General features: G+C 35.1%; 15 protein-coding genes. 4 read left to right on the top strand and 11 right to left on the bottom strand.

The window, feature by feature from the left end; translation table 11 throughout:
• The 4 genes from DSM00_RS15350 to DSM00_RS15335 all read left to right on the top strand — a co-directional run.
• A partial coding sequence (locus DSM00_RS15350; RefSeq protein WP_128758863.1) for a T9SS type B sorting domain-containing protein occupies window positions 1-1,794 on the top strand: 1,794 nt, incomplete at its 5' end.
• A gap of 28 nt (window positions 1,795-1,822) precedes the next feature.
• Window positions 1,823-2,746, top strand: a complete 924-nt coding sequence (locus DSM00_RS15345) for a PorP/SprF family type IX secretion system membrane protein (RefSeq protein ID WP_128758862.1) — start codon at window positions 1,823-1,825, stop codon at window positions 2,744-2,746.
• Between the two features lie 10 nt (window positions 2,747-2,756).
• Entirely contained in the window at window positions 2,757-4,679 is a 1,923-nt protein-coding gene (locus tag DSM00_RS15340; protein ID WP_128758861.1) for an OmpA family protein, read from the top strand.
• Between the two features lie 189 nt (window positions 4,680-4,868).
• Window positions 4,869-6,329: an SLC13 family permease gene (locus DSM00_RS15335; protein ID WP_128758860.1), complete on the top strand. Its 1,461-nt coding sequence runs from the start codon at window positions 4,869-4,871 to the stop codon at window positions 6,327-6,329.
• A 390-nt stretch (window positions 6,330-6,719) separates the two neighbouring features.
• Here the strand turns inward: DSM00_RS15335 and rpe are convergent, their stop codons facing one another.
• The 11 genes from rpe to tamL all read right to left on the bottom strand — a co-directional run bounded on the left by rpe (window position 6,720) and on the right by tamL (window position 19,900).
• Window positions 6,720-7,376, bottom strand: a complete 657-nt coding sequence (gene rpe, locus DSM00_RS15330) for a ribulose-phosphate 3-epimerase (RefSeq protein ID WP_128758859.1) — start codon at window positions 7,374-7,376, stop codon at window positions 6,720-6,722.
• 24 nt (window positions 7,377-7,400) lie between these two features.
• Complete coding sequence (locus DSM00_RS15325; protein WP_164916358.1) at window positions 7,401-7,808, bottom strand: BLUF domain-containing protein; 408 nt, start codon at window positions 7,806-7,808, stop codon at window positions 7,401-7,403.
• 191 nt (window positions 7,809-7,999) lie between these two features.
• Window positions 8,000-8,863, bottom strand: a complete 864-nt coding sequence (locus DSM00_RS15320) for a sigma-70 family RNA polymerase sigma factor (RefSeq protein WP_128758857.1) — start codon at window positions 8,861-8,863, stop codon at window positions 8,000-8,002.
• 262 nt (window positions 8,864-9,125) lie between these two features.
• Complete coding sequence (locus DSM00_RS15315; protein ID WP_128758856.1) at window positions 9,126-10,325, bottom strand: glutamate-5-semialdehyde dehydrogenase; 1,200 nt, start codon at window positions 10,323-10,325, stop codon at window positions 9,126-9,128.
• A gap of 78 nt (window positions 10,326-10,403) precedes the next feature.
• Window positions 10,404-11,174, bottom strand: a complete 771-nt coding sequence (gene proB, locus DSM00_RS15310; protein WP_128758855.1) for a glutamate 5-kinase — start codon at window positions 11,172-11,174, stop codon at window positions 10,404-10,406.
• Window positions 11,175-11,178: 4 nt separating this feature from the next.
• Window positions 11,179-11,985 carry a pyrroline-5-carboxylate reductase gene (gene proC, locus DSM00_RS15305; protein ID WP_128758854.1) on the bottom strand — a complete coding sequence of 269 codons (807 nt, stop codon included), beginning with the start codon at window positions 11,983-11,985 and terminating at the stop codon, window positions 11,179-11,181.
• A gap of 368 nt (window positions 11,986-12,353) precedes the next feature.
• Window positions 12,354-14,588, bottom strand: a complete 2,235-nt coding sequence (locus DSM00_RS15300) for a polyribonucleotide nucleotidyltransferase (RefSeq protein WP_128758853.1) — start codon at window positions 14,586-14,588, stop codon at window positions 12,354-12,356.
• Window positions 14,589-14,788: 200 nt separating this feature from the next.
• Window positions 14,789-15,058, bottom strand: a complete 270-nt coding sequence (gene rpsO / locus DSM00_RS15295; RefSeq protein ID WP_128758852.1) for a 30S ribosomal protein S15 — start codon at window positions 15,056-15,058, stop codon at window positions 14,789-14,791.
• A gap of 93 nt (window positions 15,059-15,151) precedes the next feature.
• Complete coding sequence (gene accD, locus DSM00_RS15290) at window positions 15,152-16,009, bottom strand: acetyl-CoA carboxylase, carboxyltransferase subunit beta (RefSeq protein WP_128758851.1); 858 nt, start codon at window positions 16,007-16,009, stop codon at window positions 15,152-15,154.
• A 198-nt stretch (window positions 16,010-16,207) separates the two neighbouring features.
• Window positions 16,208-17,275, bottom strand: coding sequence for a class II fructose-bisphosphate aldolase (gene fbaA / locus DSM00_RS15285; protein ID WP_128758850.1), 1,068 nt, complete (start codon window positions 17,273-17,275; stop codon window positions 16,208-16,210).
• Window positions 17,276-17,341: 66 nt separating this feature from the next.
• Window positions 17,342-19,900, bottom strand: coding sequence for a translocation and assembly module lipoprotein TamL (gene tamL / locus DSM00_RS15280; protein ID WP_317127845.1), 2,559 nt, complete (start codon window positions 19,898-19,900; stop codon window positions 17,342-17,344).
• Between the last annotated feature and the right edge of the window lie 36 nt (window positions 19,901-19,936).

The following is a 19,936-nucleotide window of genomic DNA, read 5'->3' as shown; positions in this document are numbered from 1 at the left end:
TATGATGTTGAAGTAACGGTAACTGATGACGCGGGTAATACTGCTAATGATGCAACAGTAGATGAGTTAATTATCGACACTGTAGCACCAACAGTTCCAACAGTTGATGAACTTGTAGCAAACACCAGCACACCAACAATCACGGGAACATTAGATTCTACTGATGAGATATCTGTTACTGTAAATACTGTTACTTATACAGAAGGAGATGGTAACTTAACTGATAATGGAGACGGCACTTGGGAATTAGTCATTCCAGTAGGAAATGAGATTCCTGATGGCACTTATGATGTTGAAGTAACGGTAACTGATGACGCGGGTAATACTGCTAATGATGCAACAGTAGACGAAATTACAATTGATACATCAAATGTAAATCAGCCAATAGCGCCTACAGTAACTGCTCAGGTAACAAGCGATAGTACACCTTTAATAATGGGTACTGCAACTTCAGGAGATATGTTGACCGTTTCAGTGAATGGATTTACATATCAAGAAGGGGACGGCAATTTAACTGACAATGGTAATGATACATGGTCTCTTACCATTCCTACTGGTAATGAAATACCACAAGGAACATATGATGTGGTTGCAACTGCAACAAATTCCTTTGGTAATTCTAATTCTGATTCTACATCAGACGAACTGATTGTACGAGTTGAAACTCCGATAGGTGATGCAAATCAAAGCTTCTGTGCATCAGATAATCCTACCTTAACTGATATCGTATTAAATACATCAGACGTTAAATGGTATGCTCAAGCATCTGGAGGGGTGGCATTAGATCCTAATTCAGAATTGTTAAATGGTACAACATATTATGCAGCTCTTGTTGTTAACTCGCTGGAAAGTACAGAGAGATTTGGGGTAACTGTTACACTTACTCAACCCGTTCAAGCAACTTTAGATGCATCAGTAGATGTAGGATGTTTAGGTTCAGAAATCACCTATACGACCGAAGCGGGAATGGTAGATTACTTTTGGACAGTGAGTACCGGAGGACGTATAGTTTCCGGAGGTACAGATAGTGATAATTCAATTACAGTTATCTGGGAGGCAGAAGGAACTCAAAATGTAAATGTCAATTATTTATCAAATGATGCTTGCCTTACAGAAACTTCAGCAGATGTAGATCTTTTAATCGCTGCTTGTTCAGACTTAACAATTGCTAAAACCGTAGATAATATTAATCCTGCAATAGGCGAGCAAATTGTATACACTATTACAGTTACAAATTCGGGTCAGGTTGCTTTGTCTGATATTCAGGTAGAAGAAAGACTACCATCAGGATTAGATTTTGAAGGATTTAATACTACATCAGGAGACTATAATAATAAGACAGGTATGTGGGCAATACCAGCTATTGCAGCTAACGAGACCGTTACCTTAACAGTTACAGTTAGTGTATTAGATACCGGTAGCTATTTAAATATTGCTCGTATTCTTAGTTCTAATCCAGTCGATGCAGATTTAGATAATAATGCTGCAGAATTACAAATAGATCCAGATTGTCTTATGGTATTTAATGAATTCTCACCTAATGGTGATGGAATGAACGATGTATTTACTATAAGATGTATAGAGCAATACCCTAACAATAAAGTGCAAATATTTAATAGAACAGGGCAGTTGGTATTTACCGCTAACGGTTATTTAAATACCTGGAATGGTGATTCTAATATCTCAAGTTCTATTCAAAAATCAAGTGGGTTGCCAGCAGGAACATATTATTATGTTCTTGAGATCAACGACGGCGCTCGTGCACTTACAGGATGGGTATACATTGCCCGATAAATAAACCTCTCATTTAAAAAGTTTAATTATGAAAACAGTAGTTACAAATTTAATCAGAGTACTAGTAGTAGGCGTATGCTGTACAGGACTTTATGCTCAGCAAGAGCCTAACTACTCTCAGTATATGTATAATACAATGACCATTAATCCTGCTTATGTAGGGTCAACAGATAACTTTAATATAACGGCAAATTATAAAGCTCAGTTTACAGGTATTGATGGAGCTCCGGAAACTGTAAATCTGGGTTTGGAAACGCCAGTCACATATAATGTGGGCTTAGGACTGAATATTACTAGAGATGCATTAGGTCCTTCTGAAGATTTAAATGTTGACGGGAACTTTTCCTATTCTATACAATTATCTTCTCAGACGTATTTATCATTTGGTCTGAAGGCAGGATTTAGATTGCTAAATGTTGATTTTAGAAAAGGGATGTTTAATAATCCAAATGATCCCGCATTCATGAATAATATTGATAATAAGTTCTTAGGAGTATTAGGAGCTGGGACTTACTTATTTAGCGATAAATGGTACTTAGGATTATCTACGCCTAACTTTTTTTCTCAGGAATATTACAATGAAGAAAGTAGTATGGTTAATACAGAGAAGTTAAATCTATACTTAATAGGAGGTTACATTTTTGATATAGGAGGTAACACTAAGTTTAAGCCTGCAGTGCTCTTCGATTATATCGAAGGCGCTCCTATGCGGGCAAGTTTATCTGCAAACTTTCTATTTCTTGAACGATTTACAGCAGGAGTTTCTTACAGCGTGGATGCGGCAGTAGGAGGTCTTGCAGGATTTCAAGTGACAGATAATATTTTTATAGGTTATGCTTATGATTATAATACTTCAGACTTTAATAGATATAATGACGGAAGTCACGAAGTGCTAATAAAGTTTTCTTTAGCTCGTAAACGAGGCGCAACCTTCTCACCAAGATTCTTCTAAAACCTGAACTATGAACTATATATATACATTAATATGTTGCTTTGTTGGATTAAATGTATTTGCTCAAAGTCAGCTTGAAAAGGCAAATACATTACACGATCGTTTTATTTATGTTGAAGCAGCAAAAGAATATGAACTCTATTTAGAGACTGCAAAGAATGTATCAGCAGCAGTTTATATGAATGTTGGAGATACTTATTATCATTTAAGGGATTTTAATAATGCAAAAAAATACTATGAGAAATGGTATACTCTTGCAGGACCAAATTCAAACAATCTTCAAGGTTATCAATATTATGATACACTAAGGTTTTTAAAAGAGTATGATAAAGCGAGCACAGTTGTTGAGACTTATATAAAAGAACGGCAAATCGATGGGTTATTAAATGCTTATTACGAAGAACGATCTCGATTTAATGAGTTGCTCAAAGGTGATACACTTTACGAAGTGAAAAATCTGGATATTAATTCGCAGTATGCCGACTTTGGAGGATCCTTCAGTGGCAACACATTTGTCTTTTCATCATCACGAAATAAGGATATTAATCAGATTACAGAGCGTGATAATACGCCTTATTTAGCAATTTATAAAGCCGAACTTAATGCAAACGGAGAGTTGACAGATGTAGGTTTATACAATGATAAACTAGAAACTCCGTATCATGATGCTACAGTGAGTTTTTCGCCTAATAGTAAATACCTGTATTATGCATCGAGTTTTCAAGATGGCAGACGTAAAGTTTTCAAAGGAGACAAACGTAATTATTTTAAGATCTATCGAGTAGATGTTACTGCAAAACGATTTAAAAAGGAACTTTTACCCTTTAATGGTGATGAGTATTCTGTGGGACATCCATTTGTATCTAATGATGGTAAAAAATTATATTTCGCTTCAGATATGCCAGGTGGTTATGGTAAAGCAGATATTTATGTTTGTGATATTTATGAAGACGGGACTTATTCAAAACCTCTTAATCTTGGACCTTTAATTAACAGTCTTGTTGATGATGTATTTCCTTTTGTTTCAGCCAATACCTTGTATTTTTCTTCCGAAGGACACGTAGGGTATGGTGGCTTAGATATTTATAAATCCACACTTACCGATGGGGTTTATGGAGCTACTATAAATCTAGGTCCGGGAATAAACTCTAATGCAGATGATTTTGCATACGTAGAAGGGAAATCCAAAAATACGGGATATTTTTCATCGAATAGAGACGGAGGTAAAGGAGGAGACGATATTTATAGTTTTAAATATAATCTCAAAGAATGCATTCAATCAATAACGGGTACTATTTATAATGTGGAAACAAAGAAGCCTCTTGCAAATGCCATAGTAACTGTTTACGATCCTGAAAATAATGAATTTAGAAAGGTCGAAACTAATGAAAATGGTGTTTACAGTTTAGATCTTAACTGTGCTCAAGAATATCGAGTAGAAGCATCAAAACCCGGCTTTAGTAAAGATCAACTTCAACTAAATACAGATCTTATTCCCGGACATCTTATGAAATTAGTAGATTTTAAATTGAAAGATTTGTCTGATATATTCGTTACCGATGGGGTTACCGAAAAGATTAAAATCGACCCAATATATTTTGAATATTACAGATATAACATTAATGATATTGCAGCAATACAAATGCGAAAGGTATTGAACGCGATGATTGCTTATCCTGAAATGATAATTAAAATAGAAGCACACACCGATCAACGTGGTACAGATTATTTTAATAAAACACTATCGACTAATAGGGCGCTTTCTACCAGAGATTGGCTTATTGAAAATGGGATAGATCCTTCACGTATAGCGAGTGCGATTGGATATGGCGAATCAAAACCAATTAATATTTGTGATGAGGAAAATGAAAATTGCACTGAAGTTGAATATTCTGAAAACAGAAGATCTGAATTTATTGTAGTTAGTAGATAAATGAGAGGCGTTAGTATGCCCAATTGATCAAGTATACTAACGTAGAAACTCCTTCACTCGAAGGAGTTTCTTTGTTTATATGGATTTGTTCAATCAACTGTAAAACATATTATATGGAGATTAATATTTAAAGTAATTTAAGGCCGGCTTTAAATAATAAAGTGAAAGCCGCTTTAAATAGTACAATAAATGAAAATTAAAAAAGGAATTTTTCTAATACTTGGACCTCTATTGTTTTTTTGTTTACAGCAACTAAATCCACCTGTAGGCATGAGTGCGCCGGCGTATTCTGTTTTATGTACAACATTATGGATTGCACTCTGGTGGGTTACCGAGGCGGCACCTATTGCGGTAACGGCATTACTTCCTATAGTATTGTTTCCGCTTACTGGCGCTCTTGACATTTCTACAACAACTGAATCATACGGGCATAAGTATATATTTTTATATTTAGGAGGATTTTTGTTAGCTATTGCAATTGAAAAATGGAACCTACATAAACGTATAGCTTTGCATCTTATAAAGGCTATAGGAACAAATGTTAAGCAAATAATTCTAGGCTTTATGGTTGCAACCGCCTTTCTTTCTATGTGGATTTCTAATACGGCTACAGCGGTAATGATGCTTCCTATAGGGATGTCTATTATATCACAATTAAAAGATAACCCATACACGATTTCAGATGAGAATCAGATTTTTGGAAAAGCCTTAATGTTAGGTATTGCTTATAGTGCTTCGATAGGAGGGATGGCCACTTTGATAGGTACACCGCCTAACTTAGTTTTTGCGGGATATATTCAGGAAGTTTATAATATTGATATTAGTTTTTTTCAGTGGTTTAAGTTTGGTTTGCCTATAAGTATTTTCTTATTAGCTATTTCCTGGTTGTATTTAACTAATGTTGCTTTTAAATTTAAACAGAAGGAATTTCCGGGAGGTAAAAAGGAAATTGATAGACTTCTGGCAGAGTTGGGACCTATTCAACAAGAGGAAAAAATTGTACTTATCGTATTTGTAGCAACTGCCTTTTGCTGGATTTCACGTGCTTTTTTACTAGAACTCTTTTTACCGCAAATAGATGATACTATTATAGCAATAGCTGCAGGAATTCTTTTGTTTACAATACCTACAAAGGACAAAGAGGATCGTCTGATAAACTGGGATGATGCTATAAAAATTCCCTGGGGCATTATTTTGCTATTTGGAGGAGGTATGGCTTTAGCATCTGGTTTTGAAGTTACAGGTCTTGCAGAATGGTTCGGTAATCAGATGGTATTATTAGAAGCTCTTCCGCTTTTTCTGCTTCTACTAATTATTATATTTAGTGTGAACTTCATTACTGAATTAACTTCTAATTTAGCTACAACCGCAATGCTTTTGCCTATTTTGGCGCCTATTGCTCTAAACCTAAATTTAAACCCCTATTTGTTACTTGTCTCAACAACGGTTGCAGCATCTTGCGCATTTATGTTACCGGTTGCTACACCTCCTAATGCCGTGGTATTTGGATCAGGATATTTGCGTATACCGGATATGGTAAAAGCTGGTATATGGATGAATATAATATCGATACTAATACTTACGTGTATGGTATATTTTGTGCTTCCTTTAATATGGGATTTTCCAATTTACACTTATAGAAGGCCCTAATTTTTATCCTAAAATATTGAATGTAAATTCTACAATTATTAGTAATGATAACCTTGTAGTTAAATTTTAATTATTTGTTAAAAATTCATCAAAATGAGGAAATCTATAAAATTTTTTGATTTGTTTTAGCTTACTTTGAGCAGAATTTGATAGAAGTGTTAAAGAATATCATTTTCAATGATAACAATGGCAATTAAAATTAATGTTTTATAAATTGCTGCAAAATATATAATGCATATAGGGTAGAATTGGCCTCTGTTTTGTATGGTGGATCCGTGAGCTGTAGGGGGCGTTACGTATTTTACTATCTTACACGCCCGTTCTGCCTTATTTTTTTGAATACTATTATTTAAAATTATTTAACAGCGTACCTCTTCTCATTTTAAAGGTCTACATTATATTTTTCATAGCCTTGATAGTATGGCTAGGATCTTTAGAATTAAAAATAAAGCTTCCGGCCACTAAGATATCTGCACCACTTGCGAGAAGTTTTTCAGCATTTTGATCTGTAACTCCACCATCTATTTCAATAAGAGTTGAAGCATTTGCATTTAGAATAATTTCTTTAAGCTCTCTTATTTTTTTATAAGTATGTTCAATAAAGGACTGACCCCCAAAACCGGGATTCACACTCATTATAATAACCTGGTCAATATCTGCAATAATATCTTTAAGTAGATTTACAGGAGTATGTGGATTAAGAGCGACACCAGCCTTCATACCTTCGGCCTTTATAGCTTGTAAAGTTCTATGCAAATGAGTACACGCCTCATAATGAACGATTAAGTTTGTAGATCCTAATAGAGCAAATTCTTTTATATAGCGATCTGGATTTACAATCATAAGATGAACATCTATCGTTTTCTTGGCATGTTTTGTAATTGATTTTAACACGGGAAAACCAAATGAGATATTAGGAACAAAAATCCCATCCATAATATCTATATGAAACCAGTCTGCTTCACTATCATTAATCATTTTTATATCGCGTTCCAGATTTGCAAAATTTGCTGCTAATATCGATGGAGCAAGGTAAGTAGGTTTCATTGGTATAAGTTTTATTAAACAAATTTACATTTTAGAATATATAGATTCAACTATGGTAATAATTTGATTTACTTCCTTATCCTCCAGTAAACGCAAATACTTTAAATAACTATTGAGATCAAAAATTAAATTGGTATTATTTGGTACTAAAAATCCACTTTCATAATCATCAAAAACACGTTGACTAACTTGGGATTGTTGTAAGGTAAGTACATTTTTATGACGCTCATCGCTTCTTATCTTTTCATATAATTTAGAAACAACTTCTTTGTCACCTTCCAGAAGTTGAAGATATGTTCCTTCTTTATACACTAAAAAACCAGAAATGTTTAAAACTTTATTTTGCTCTTTAACAGCATTTAAAACTGAATTAATCTCTGTATTGTCAAAAAGATTTACCGCAGTACTTACATAAGTTAGGGTATAAATCATAGGGTAATGGCTGTAATAATAATTTAACAAAAAATCCCCGGTAATCAGCCGGGGATTCATTCATCAATCAAAAAACGAACAGTTATGATAAACTGTTGTTATCTTAAATGCTTTATTTTGGGGTAACTAATAAGAGGCAATTTAATAAAAAAGTCTTTGCAGACCCCCATTTTTAACGATTTCTTGTAAAATTATCCCAAGTATGTTTTTAAAATTTTACTTCTGGATGTGTGCTTTAATCTACGTATTGCCTTTTCTTTAATTTGTCGTACACGCTCACGCGTAAGATCAAATGTTTCACCTATTTCTTCTAAAGTCATAGGGTGTTGATTGCCAAGACCAAAATACAAACGAACAACATCTGCCTCTCTGGGTGTTAAGGTATCTAAGGCACGTTCTACTTCGGTACATAAAGACTCATTAAGCAATTCCCGATCAGGATTAGGAGATTCTCCAAATCGTAATACATCATATAATGTAGAGTCCTCACCAGAAATTAATGGTGCATCCATACTTACGTGACGTCCCGCATTTTTCAATGATTCTTTTACATCATTAATGCTCATATCTAACTCCTTTGCAATTTCTTCAGGGCTAGGAGGGCGTTCGTGTGATTGCTCTAAATAAGCAAATGTTTTATTTATTTTATTGATGGAGCCTATTTTGTTAAGAGGTAGTCGTACAATACGAGATTGTTCGGCCAGGGCTTGTAATATAGATTGTCTAATCCACCATACAGCGTAAGATATAAACTTAAAACCACGGGTCTCATCAAAACGTTGAGCTGCTTTAATCAAACCTAAATTACCTTCGTTAATTAAATCAGGTAATGTTAAACCTTGATTTTGATATTGTTTAGCAACAGAAACAACAAATCTTAAGTTTGCTTTAGTTAATTTCTCTAGAGCTCTTTGATCCCCCGCTTTTATGCGCTGTGCCAGTTCTACCTCTTCATCTGCAGTAATAAGGTCAACTTTCCCTATTTCCTGAAGATACTTGTCTAAAGAAGCAGTTTCTCTATTTGTAACCTGTTTAGTAATTTTTAATTGTCTCATAGGACTATTACGTGTATTAAGTTGTTCAACCTATATCTTATACGTTACTATCTACGAAAAGGTTACAAACTTAATACACTATTTTTAGAAAATATTAACAATTTCAATGATATATACTAGTTAGATTTACATAGTACACTGAAAATTAGTTAAATACAGTCTTAAACATCTTAGCTAAATTTATTAATTAAGAGTTTTATTAGGGCTATACAAATAAAAAGCCCGGCATTGCCGGGCTTTTTTATTCAATTATATCAAATTTTTATACACGCACGTGACCATCACCATATACATAGTATTTATTTGTAACCAATTGCTTTAAACCGAGCGGTCCGCGGTGATGCAATTTATCTGTGCTTATCGCTAATTCTGCACCTACACCCATTTGTCCACCATCTGTAAAGCGTGTGGAAGCATTATGGTAAACAGCAGCAGTATCTATATTTTCCATAAATTTTGTCGCTGCTTCTACATCTTGAGTCATAATTGCACTGGAGTGACCTCCACTATACGTATTAATTTTTTGCATAGCTTCATCCATACCCGATACTGCACCTAAAACAATTTTCATAGCTAGAAATTCTTCATACCAAGTGTCTTCTGTAGGAACAACTTCGTTTTCAGGAAGTGCCTCTTTAGAGTTAGTATCAGCTAGAACTTCAACACCTTTAGCAATTAGAATTTGATTTAACTCCTTAATTCTGCTTTCATATTCGGGAAGATTTTTATCGACCAACACTTTGTCAAGTGCATTACATCCCGAAATTTTATCGGTTTTTGCATTAATGATAACCTCTATTGTCTTCTTCCAGTCTGCCTCAGGATGTACATATAAGAAATTATTTCCCCTACCACTTACTAGCACTGCACATTTAGCGTGTTGCTTAACAAAATCGATAAGACGTTCTCCACCACGAGGTACAATTAAGTCTAGAGGCTGGTCAGGATTTCGTAAGAATTCCTGAGTTTCAGCTCTATTCATTTGCAGCATAGTAATCCACGACTCATCAAGATCATTTTCTCGCAGTGCTTGTTTCCAGCAATCTACCAATACCACATTACTATGATAAGCTTCTTTACCACCTTTTAATAAGATCTTATTATTTGCTTTAAAAGCTAAAACAGCTGCTTCAATAGTAACATCTGGTCTGGATTCATAAATAATCATTATGGTACCAAAGGGTGCCGTTTTATTAATGATTTTTAGACCACTATCAAGGGTGATATTAGATATTTCCTGACTTACAGGATCATCTTGATTACGAACTTCTTGAATCGCTTGAATCATCCCAGCGATCTTAACGTCATTTACAACCAGACGGTCGTATAAAGCCTGATCATCACGATCAAAAGCATCTAGATCTTTTTGATTAGCTTCTAAAATTTCGGTTTTTCTTGATTTTATGATTTGCATCATAGCGTCAAGAACTTTATTTTTTATCTCTTTTGAGAGTAATTTCATTTTCTAAAATTTTTCGGTTAATAATTGTTCAATTTTTTGAACGTTGAAACCTGCTTTGAGGGAACTAACATCGTATATCTAAGATGAAAATTTAGTTCCTATATTTTTACCTTCAAGTAAATCTACAATCACATTAGGTTTCTTACCATTTGCGATATAACAGGTTATATCTTTACGGGCAGTTTCTTTAGCGATTTTTAATTTTGATTTCATACCGCCACGGCCTTCACCTTCCGCTTTATTATTTTCCTGAACATATTGTTCAACATTTTCTTCAGGATGCACTTCGGTAAGTTTTCTACTGGCATCATCATCCGGGTGTCCTGTAAATAAACCGTCTGTATCTGTCAACAGTATAAGTGCGTCTGCACCTATAAGTTCTGCCACTAAACTCGCCAGTTCATCATTGTCAGTGAACATAGACATAGTTAGGGAAACTGCATCATCTTCGTTCGCTATAGGAATAATACCTTCTGAAAGTAAACCCTCATAACAATTAATCATATTTTCACGATGTTTACCGGGTGCAAAATCACGTTTTGTCGCTAGTAATTGTGCGCAGTGCATACCAAAACTATTAAACAGGGTATAGTAATGACGCATCATTCGCGGTTGTCCTACAGAAGAAAATATTTGCCTTCTCGTAGAGGGGTCTTTATAATTACAATCGCCTAAAACTTCTTTTCCTGCAATTGCAGATCCTGAAGAGACAAGAACGGGTTGGTATCCTTTCTCATACAATTCAGCTATTTGTCGTACTAATTCGTGAAGAACAGGACCAACAATTCTATTATTGCGGTTGGTCATTACATTTGTTCCTACTTTTATAACTACACGTTTTGAGCTCATAAAATTATTTTTCTTTACCAAGTTCTGTTGCTCGGTTAAATGCAGCATATGCTGCTTCTTTAATTAATTCTTTAACATTATTATCCTCCATAGAATCTAGGGCAGCACGCGTTGTGCCCCCTTTAGAAGCTACACGATCCATCCAGGTTTCTGGTGATAAGTTAGAGTCATTAAATAAGGTTACTGCTCCTTCGAAAGTTTTAGAAACTAATACCTTAGAATCATTTGAGGAGAAGCCCATTTTTAGGGCTGCCTCTAGCATAGACTGCATAAAATAAAAGATATATGCAGGTCCACTTCCAGAAATTCCGGTAGATGCATCAATAAAATTTTCATTTTCTACGTGAATTGACGCTCCTGTTGTATCTAATAAATTACGTACTGTAAGTAATTCTACACGACTTACACTTTTAGACTCTGTAAATGAAGTAACACCTTTACCTACTTTAGCTGGTAAATTAGGCATAGTTCTAATTACTTTACTCACACCTAAACCATCTTGAATAGTCTTAATTGTAACTCCTGCCATTAATGACACAAAAATTTGCTGGTCATTTATATAGGGTTGCATAGATTTAAATAGTGATTGACTGTGATAAGGCTTTACAGCTATAAATATCACATCAGCTTTCGGTACACATTCATCGATACTGTCATATGCTTCAAACTGAGCCATTGTAGATAATGCTTCAGTTTTTTCTGGCGATACATCAAATATCATAAGCTTACGCTTATTTAAAAATGGAGACTCCGCCATGCCTTCTGCATAGGTCAATCCCATATTTCCTGCACCTAATACTAATACTTTCATTAAGTTTTCTTTATTGGTTCGCTCTATTAGCTGCAAGTATCGTACGACATTTAATTTTATTGATAATCTGTAGCCAATACTAAAAATTAAACCCGCTTAGCGCTATAATAGTAACGTCTAAGCAATTTTTAAAAAGAAATGTTAAAGTTGAGATTGAATATTCAGTGTTTTGAGATTTTAAAATTTTGGCAGTAAATCTGACAAAGTCTGTATATATGGCAGGTTGAGCGGTTAGTAAGGTAGTATTTTTAAATATTAAATATTTTTTTAGGTAATATTTTAATTGAAGTTTTCAAGTAGAATTTAAAACGAAATAGAACAAAAAAAGGAGCCCGAGGGCTCCTTTTTAAAATCATATAAACTAAAGATTAGTCTCTTTTACGATCTCTAGAATCGCGATTGCGATTATCTCTACCGCGATTGTCTTTATCTCTACTACCACGATCATTATTTTCACGAGGAGCACGTTCTTTATAACCTTCTGGTTTTTCAAGTAATGCCTTGCGAGATACTTTCTCTTTACGGGTACGTGAATCAATACCGAAGTATTTTACTTCAAATTCATCACCCATATTAACAACATCACTTACGTTTTCAGTACGTTCCCAAGCTAACTCAGATACGTGTAATAGAACCTCATTGCCAGGAGCATCAAGGTATTCTACAACAGCACCAAAATCAAGCATCTTAATCACCTTAACCTTGTAGCTATTTCCTACAACAGGTTTAAATGTAATAGAATCAATTTTTGCAAGAACTGCATTGATACCTTCTTGACCAGTACCTAAAATTTCTACTACACCTTCTTCAGTTACAGGATCTTCATTGATTACAATAGTTGTTCCTGTTGCTTTTTGAAGTTCTTGGATTACTTTTCCACCTGGACCTATAAGAGCACCTATAAATGCATTTGCAATACGTACAGATACCATTTTAGGAGCGTATTCTTTAACGTCTTCACGAGGAGCGCTAATAGTTTCGGTAAGTTTATCTAATATATGTAAACGACCATCGCGAGCTTGCTTTAAAGCATTAACAAGTATTTCATAAGAAAGACCTTTTACTTTAATGTCCATTTGGCAAGCAGTAATACCATCTGCAGTACCAGTAACTTTAAAGTCCATATCTCCTAAGTGATCTTCATCACCCAGAATATCAGAAAGCACAGCATATTTACCAGAATCGCCATCAGAAATTAATCCCATAGCAATACCAGAAACCGGCTTTTTAAGTTGAACACCAGCATCCATCAGAGCCATTGTACCCGCACAAACAGTTGCCATAGATGAAGAGCCATTAGACTCTAGCACTTCAGAAACTACACGTACAGTATATGGGCAGTCTGCAGGGATCATACCTTTTAAAGCGCGCTGCGCAAGATTCCCGTGACCTACTTCACGACGAGAAGTACCACGTATAGGACGTGCTTCACCAGTAGAGAAAGGAGGGAAGTTATAATGTAAATAAAAGGTCTCTTCACCTTCGTATGATGGCATATCAATTTGATTTGCTTCACGAGAAGTTCCAAGAGTTACTGTTGCTAATGCTTGAGTTTCCCCACGAGTAAAGATTGAAGAACCATGTACAGAAGGTAAATAATCTGTTTCACACCAGATAGGACGTATTTCTGTTGTCTTACGACCATCTAAACGTAAACCTTCATTCAAAGTTAAATCACGTACGGCAGCTTTTTCAGCTTTATAGTAATACTTAGAGATAAGGCTTCCGAAATCTGCTAATTCTTCTTCAGAAAAAGTAGCTTTAATTTCTTCTTTAATCGCGTCAAAGGATGCACTACGCTCATGTTTAGCAGAACCTGCTTGAGCTATTGCATATACTTTGTCATAAGCCATCTCGTGAATTTTCTTTGCAAGATCTGCATCTTCACGCTCTGGTTCATATTCGCGAGTTTTCTTTTTACCAAAAGCTTCAGCTAAACGAATCTGTGCAGCACACTGTATTTTAATAGCTTCGTGAGCAGCTTTGATAGCCTCAGTCATTTCTTCTTCAGAAATCTCATTCATTTCACCCTCAACCATCATTACAGAATCTGCAGATGCACCTATTACCATATCGATATCAGATTCTGCCAATTGTGTTCTAGAAGGATTAATGATAAATTCACCATCAACACGTGCCACACGTACTTCTGAAATAGCACATTCAAACGGAAAGTCTGAAAGTTGAATAGCTGCAGATGCAGCAAGTCCTGCCATTGCATCAGGCATAACATCGTCGTCATGAGACATTAACTGAATCATAACCTGAGTTTCTGCGTGGTAATCTTTTGGGAAAAGAGGGCGAAGTACACGGTCAACAAGACGCATAGTTAAAACTTCACCATCACTTGGGCGTGCTTCTCTTTTGAAAAAACCACCAGGATAACGGCCAGCTGCCGCAAATTTTTCACGATAATCAACCGTTAAAGGAAGAAAATCAACATCACTTTGCTTGTAATTAGAAACTACAGTACAAAGCATCATACATTTACCGGACTGTACAACAACAGAACCATGTGCCTGTTTTGCAAGTTTACCGGTCTCGATAGAAATCTCTCTACCGTCACCGAGGTCTATAACCTCTTTGAAAGTTTTTGGAATCATAAAATGTTTTTCAGTTGCACGGCGAGGCGTGCGATTAAATCAATTGCCTTGAGTAGTTAAGTCAAGGACTAGGTCTGTTGTTGTGTTGTGTGTAGTGTGTGACCTGTGAAAAACCTCTAGGTAGCTTTCTTTGCCCTTGCGGGACTTTGGGTAATTACTAAAATAAAAGGGGCAAAAATTGCCCCCTTTAAAAATAAGAATTATTTTCTTAAACCTAATTCTTTAACAATAGCACGATATCTTGTAATATCCTTCTTTATCAAGTAGTCAAGTAATGATCTACGCTTACCTACTAATTTAACTAGAGAACGCTCTGTGTTAAAATCTTTACGGTTTTGTTTTAAGTGACCGGTTAAGTGGTTGATACGGTGTGTAAATAAAGCGATCTGTCCTTCTGCAGAACCAGTATCGTTTTTGTCTTTACCATATTTACCAAAAATTTCATCTTTCTTTTCTTGAGTAAGATACATGCCAATATTATTTAAATAGTTTTTATGTATTCAATGAGTCTATCCCATTGAGCCGGCAAAGATACAATTAATTATTAATGTTGAACTATTAATTTAATTACGAATTGCCTGATTAAGAATTAAATCTATATATAAATTAATATTGGTTTTCAGTTCTTTACGATGCGTTATAAAATCTAAGAACCCATGTTCTTTAAGAAATTCTGCAGTTTGAAAATCTGCAGGTAATTCTTGGCCTGTAGTATCGCGTACTACCCGTGGTCCTGCAAAACCTATAAGGGCACCTGGCTCAGAAATATTAATATCTCCCAGCATAGCAAAAGAGGCTGTAGTACCACCTGTAGTTGGATCTGTACATAATGATATGTAAGGGATTTTAGCGTCTGCAAGCTGCGCAAGTTTAGCAGATGTTTTAGCAAGCTGCATTAATGAAAGAGCAGCTTCCATCATACGTGCGCCACCAGACTTAGAGATAATTACTAAAGGAACATTGTTCTTAAGAGAATAATCTGCAGCACGTGCTATTTTTTCTCCTACTACAGATCCCATAGAACCACCTATAAATTTAAAATCCATTGCAGCTACAACAAGATCTTTTCCAAAACTTTTACCTACTGCTGTACGTACCGCATCTTTGAGTCCGGTTTTTGCTTCGGCATCTTTAAGTCGATCTACATATTTCTTAGTGTCTTCAAAGTTTAATGGATCTTTTGAAGTTAGATTCTTATCTAGCTCCTTGTATTTTGCGTCATCAAAAAGAATAGAAAAGTATTCTTCACTACCTATACGTACGTGATAATCATCTTCGGGACTAACATAGAAGTTTTTTGCAAGCTCTTCTGCATCAATTATTTTACCGGTAGGTGATTTATACCAAAGACCTTTAGGAACATCTTTTTTATTTTCGGTAGCAGTTTGTATACCTTTTTCCTTTCGTTTGAACCAAGCCATAAATTTGTGCTTTTTAATTTGACTTCTATTTTCAGATTTAAATCAATCTTCTCTTGAAAATAAATTTAATTTGAGAAGACTCTTTCTACTTATCTCAAATAAAGCGTCAGTTTTTTAAAAGATAACTATTAAGGGTGAAAAACCTCGAAAAGTAAAACTTTCGAGGTTTTATGTATTATTTTTCAGAAAGAATAAACACTAAAGTGTATTTACATTATTAAGATCTTCAAATGCCTTTTCTAAACGCGCATTAAATGATTCTTCTCCTTTACGGAACCAAACACGTGGATCGTAATATTTTTTATTAGGGCTATCCTCGCCGGTAGGATTTCCTATTTGCGACTGTAAGAAATCTTTATTAGCATCAAAGTATTTACGTACACCTTCAGTAAATGCCCATTGTAAATCTGTATCAATGTTCATTTTAATTACGCCATAACTTATTCCTTCGCGTATTTCTTCAACAGTAGAACCACTACCTCCGTGGAAAACAAAATCTATAGAATTAGGTCCAAGATTGTATTTTTCTGAAACAAATTCCTGTGAATTTTTAAGAATTTTCGGAGTTAGTTTTACGTTTCCAGGCTTATAAACACCGTGAACGTTTCCAAAAGCAGCAGCGATGGTAAATTGATCACTTACTTTACTTAACTCTTCATATGCATAAGCAACTTCTTCTGGTTGTGTGTAAAGTTTAGAATCATCAACATCTGTATTGTCAACACCATCTTCTTCACCACCTGTTATACCTAATTCAATTTCTAGAGTCATATCCATTTTGCTCATACGCTCTAAATAAGTCTTACAAATCTCTATATTTTCTTCTAGAGATTCTTCACTAAGGTCAATCATATGTGAACTAAACAAAGAATGCCCGTGAATTTTATAATATTCTTCAGAAGCATCAAGAAGACCATCTATCCAAGGTAAAAGTTTCTTGGCACAGTGGTCTGTATGTAAAATAACTGTTGCGCCGTAACGCTTAGCGAGTTCATGTACGTGCTTAGCTCCGGCAACTGCACCACCTACTGCAGCTTTTTGATCATCATTAGGAAAACCTTTACCTGCGTTAAACTGAGCACCACCATTAGAAAATTGTAAAATAACAGGTGCATTCAATTTAGCAGCAGTTTCTAATACCCCGTTGATAGTACTAGATCCTATAACATTTACTGCAGGTAATGCATACCCATTTTCTTTGGCGTGTTTAAAAATCGCTTGAACTTCTCTTCCGGTTGCAACTCCCGGTTTGATACTATGACTCATAAGTTATTGTTTACTTAGTTTGAAACGTAAAATTAATAAATATTTGGGGTTTAGTCTTTATATTTCCTAGAAAGGATAGTTAATACCTACGTTATAAACAGCATTTGACAGGTTTGTATTTTTAAACCAGCGTTCTCCCTCTGGTAATGCAGGGTCGTAGGTTTTTAAGCCGATGTCAAATCGCAAGACAAAGAAGTTAAAATCATATCTAAACCCAAAACCGGTTCCTACCGCAATATCTTTTAAACTACTTAGTCCGGTAAATGTCGCCTGAGGCTCTGTAACATTATCCAGAACATTCCAGATGTTACCTACATCGGTAAAAATAGCTCCTTTTAAATCGCCTAATAAGGTAAAACGTTGTTCAACATTAAAGGAGAGTTTCATATTTGCCTCATTAAAATCATTAGGACTATCTGTGCTTCCGGGTCCTAGTCTGTATGCCTGCCATGCTCTATTATCATTAGATCCACCGCCAAAAAAACTGCGTATAAAAGGGATGCTTTTAGAATTGCCGTAGGGGATTGCGATACCACCAAAAGCTCTAAAAGCTAAAATGTTATCATTCCCAAAATCCCAGTGTTTTATAAAATCTATTTCAGTTTTCACATATTGAGAAAAACGTACGCCTAAAACTCTGTATGCATCATCATCATTTTTATCTAATCCTATAATATTGCCTAAGGCACTCAGCGTGTTACCTGCTATCTCCAGTTTTGTGCGGAAACTTGTAAATTCATCATCAAATAGATTATCCCGGGTATTTTTATAGTAAGTAAAACTCGATGCTAAAATTAAATTGTCTTCTGTTAAACGCTGGCGGCGTTCTTCAATATTAAATACATCTGCAAATTCACTTTCTGTAACCGCTATAGCATTTGTTTGTACAGCACTTATAAAACCTAATGCGCCATCAGGAATTGCTAATTGATTTGTTTCCGGATCATTAAACGAACTATTTTCATCGAGGTAGATTTGGGCAATCTCATCGAGTTCGTTATATGAATTTTCATATACTTTAAAATAATTATCAACATTTAAATTACGAACGTATTGTATGTCAAAAAGGTCAAACCGATAATTAAGATTATTAGATGGTGACCATTTATAATTTACACCTCCGGTGATATTCTGTTTATCAAGTCCGATATTTTGTTGCACACCTATACCGGTTGTGAAGCTGGTGGAAGGCGACATTTCGGGAGTGATAAAACCTTTAGTTTTTAGCGGAAAAAATATACGGGGAATTGTAAGACTTAAATCTGTTCCTATCTCAGTAATATCAAAAAAGCCTGTGCTATTTTCAGTAGGTGATTTAGAAGCGCCTATGCTACCGCGACCAGAAATTTGCAATGTTTCCATTCCTCCTAAAACATTACGTATCTGCAATGATCCTCCACCGGCAATACCAAATTTTTGAATATTAGAAGTAGATACATCAAAGTCGACTCGAAGATTAAACTTAGGTAGGGGGATGAGATAAAAATTTGCAATTAAGTCTGTTCCTTTATGATCTTCGGGATCTTCAGTAAAACGCAAATCGGGATACCTAAATGTGCTTAGCTGACTTAGTCTTATAAGGGATTTGTTGCGGGAATCATCACTATAAGTATCTCCTGGTTTAATAAATAAAGCGTCTGTTAAGTATTTTGGCTTGTAGCGAATCTTGTCATAGGCATATAAATGATAATTATTTAAAGATGCGCTGTCTTTAAGTGTGTTATTACGTATAGAATAACCATAATCTGTAGTAACATTTACGCGACTTATTTTGTGAACATTTAGAGGTACTTCATATACCGAATCTCGAGCACGTATTTCTCTGTTTTTTATATACAATTCAAGATTTACTTTATTTCCGGTATTTACCGAGTCACCAATAAAATTTATATACTCTCGGTCAAAATAGAATAAACCGTTGTTACGCATAAGCTCGGTGAGCCGTGTAGTTTCAGAATTAATGTCGAGCAATTCATATTGTGATCCTTTTTTTATAAAAGAATCTCTCTTGTAATTATTATAAATTGAATCTACTGCTGAAGAAGCGATAAATGTTGAAACTGAATCTATTATGTAAGGATTTCCCGTTTTAACATCATAAATTACATTACCGCGTTTATCGAGGCTGTCTTTTATAATTGTATAATCGGTTTCCGCATTAAACCATCCTTTACTGTTATAGTATTCTTTAAGGCGTGCAGCAGATCTCTTTGAAAGGTTTTCTGAAATTATCGCAGGAGGTTCGCCAGTGTTTTTAAGTGTTTGATTAAAATTTTCGCGAAACTCTATATACTTATCTAATTGTTTTCGAGAGAGAACGCCTGTCCAGAATTTACGAGCGCTTTCATTCTCTATAAAGCGGGCTTGCATAATAGAATCTATATTAGGTCTTGCCCAGTTATAGATATAGAGGCGCAAAGGAGAATTTAGGAGCGGTAGTCTCGAGTTAGGTTGTTGATACGGTATATTGTTAATATTATACGCGTCGTTAACTTCCCCGTTTACACGAATGGTATTTTTAGTGAGTAGTAATTGACCATCTTCTACTCGTTTTACTGCATTGCACGAAGCAATGGTGACTAGGAGTAGGATAATTAATCCTATTTTTGCTGATAGTTGTTGCAAGTGAGCTTTTCTCAAAATAACTTCAAAAATACACAT

Origin of the sequence: Leeuwenhoekiella aequorea (assembly GCF_004104375.1) — a bacterium.
In the GTDB taxonomy this organism is placed as follows: Bacteria; Bacteroidota; Bacteroidia; order Flavobacteriales; family Flavobacteriaceae; genus Leeuwenhoekiella; species Leeuwenhoekiella aequorea.
Note: the sequence above shows the minus strand (reverse complement) of the source record. Positions and strands in the feature narration are given on the sequence as shown.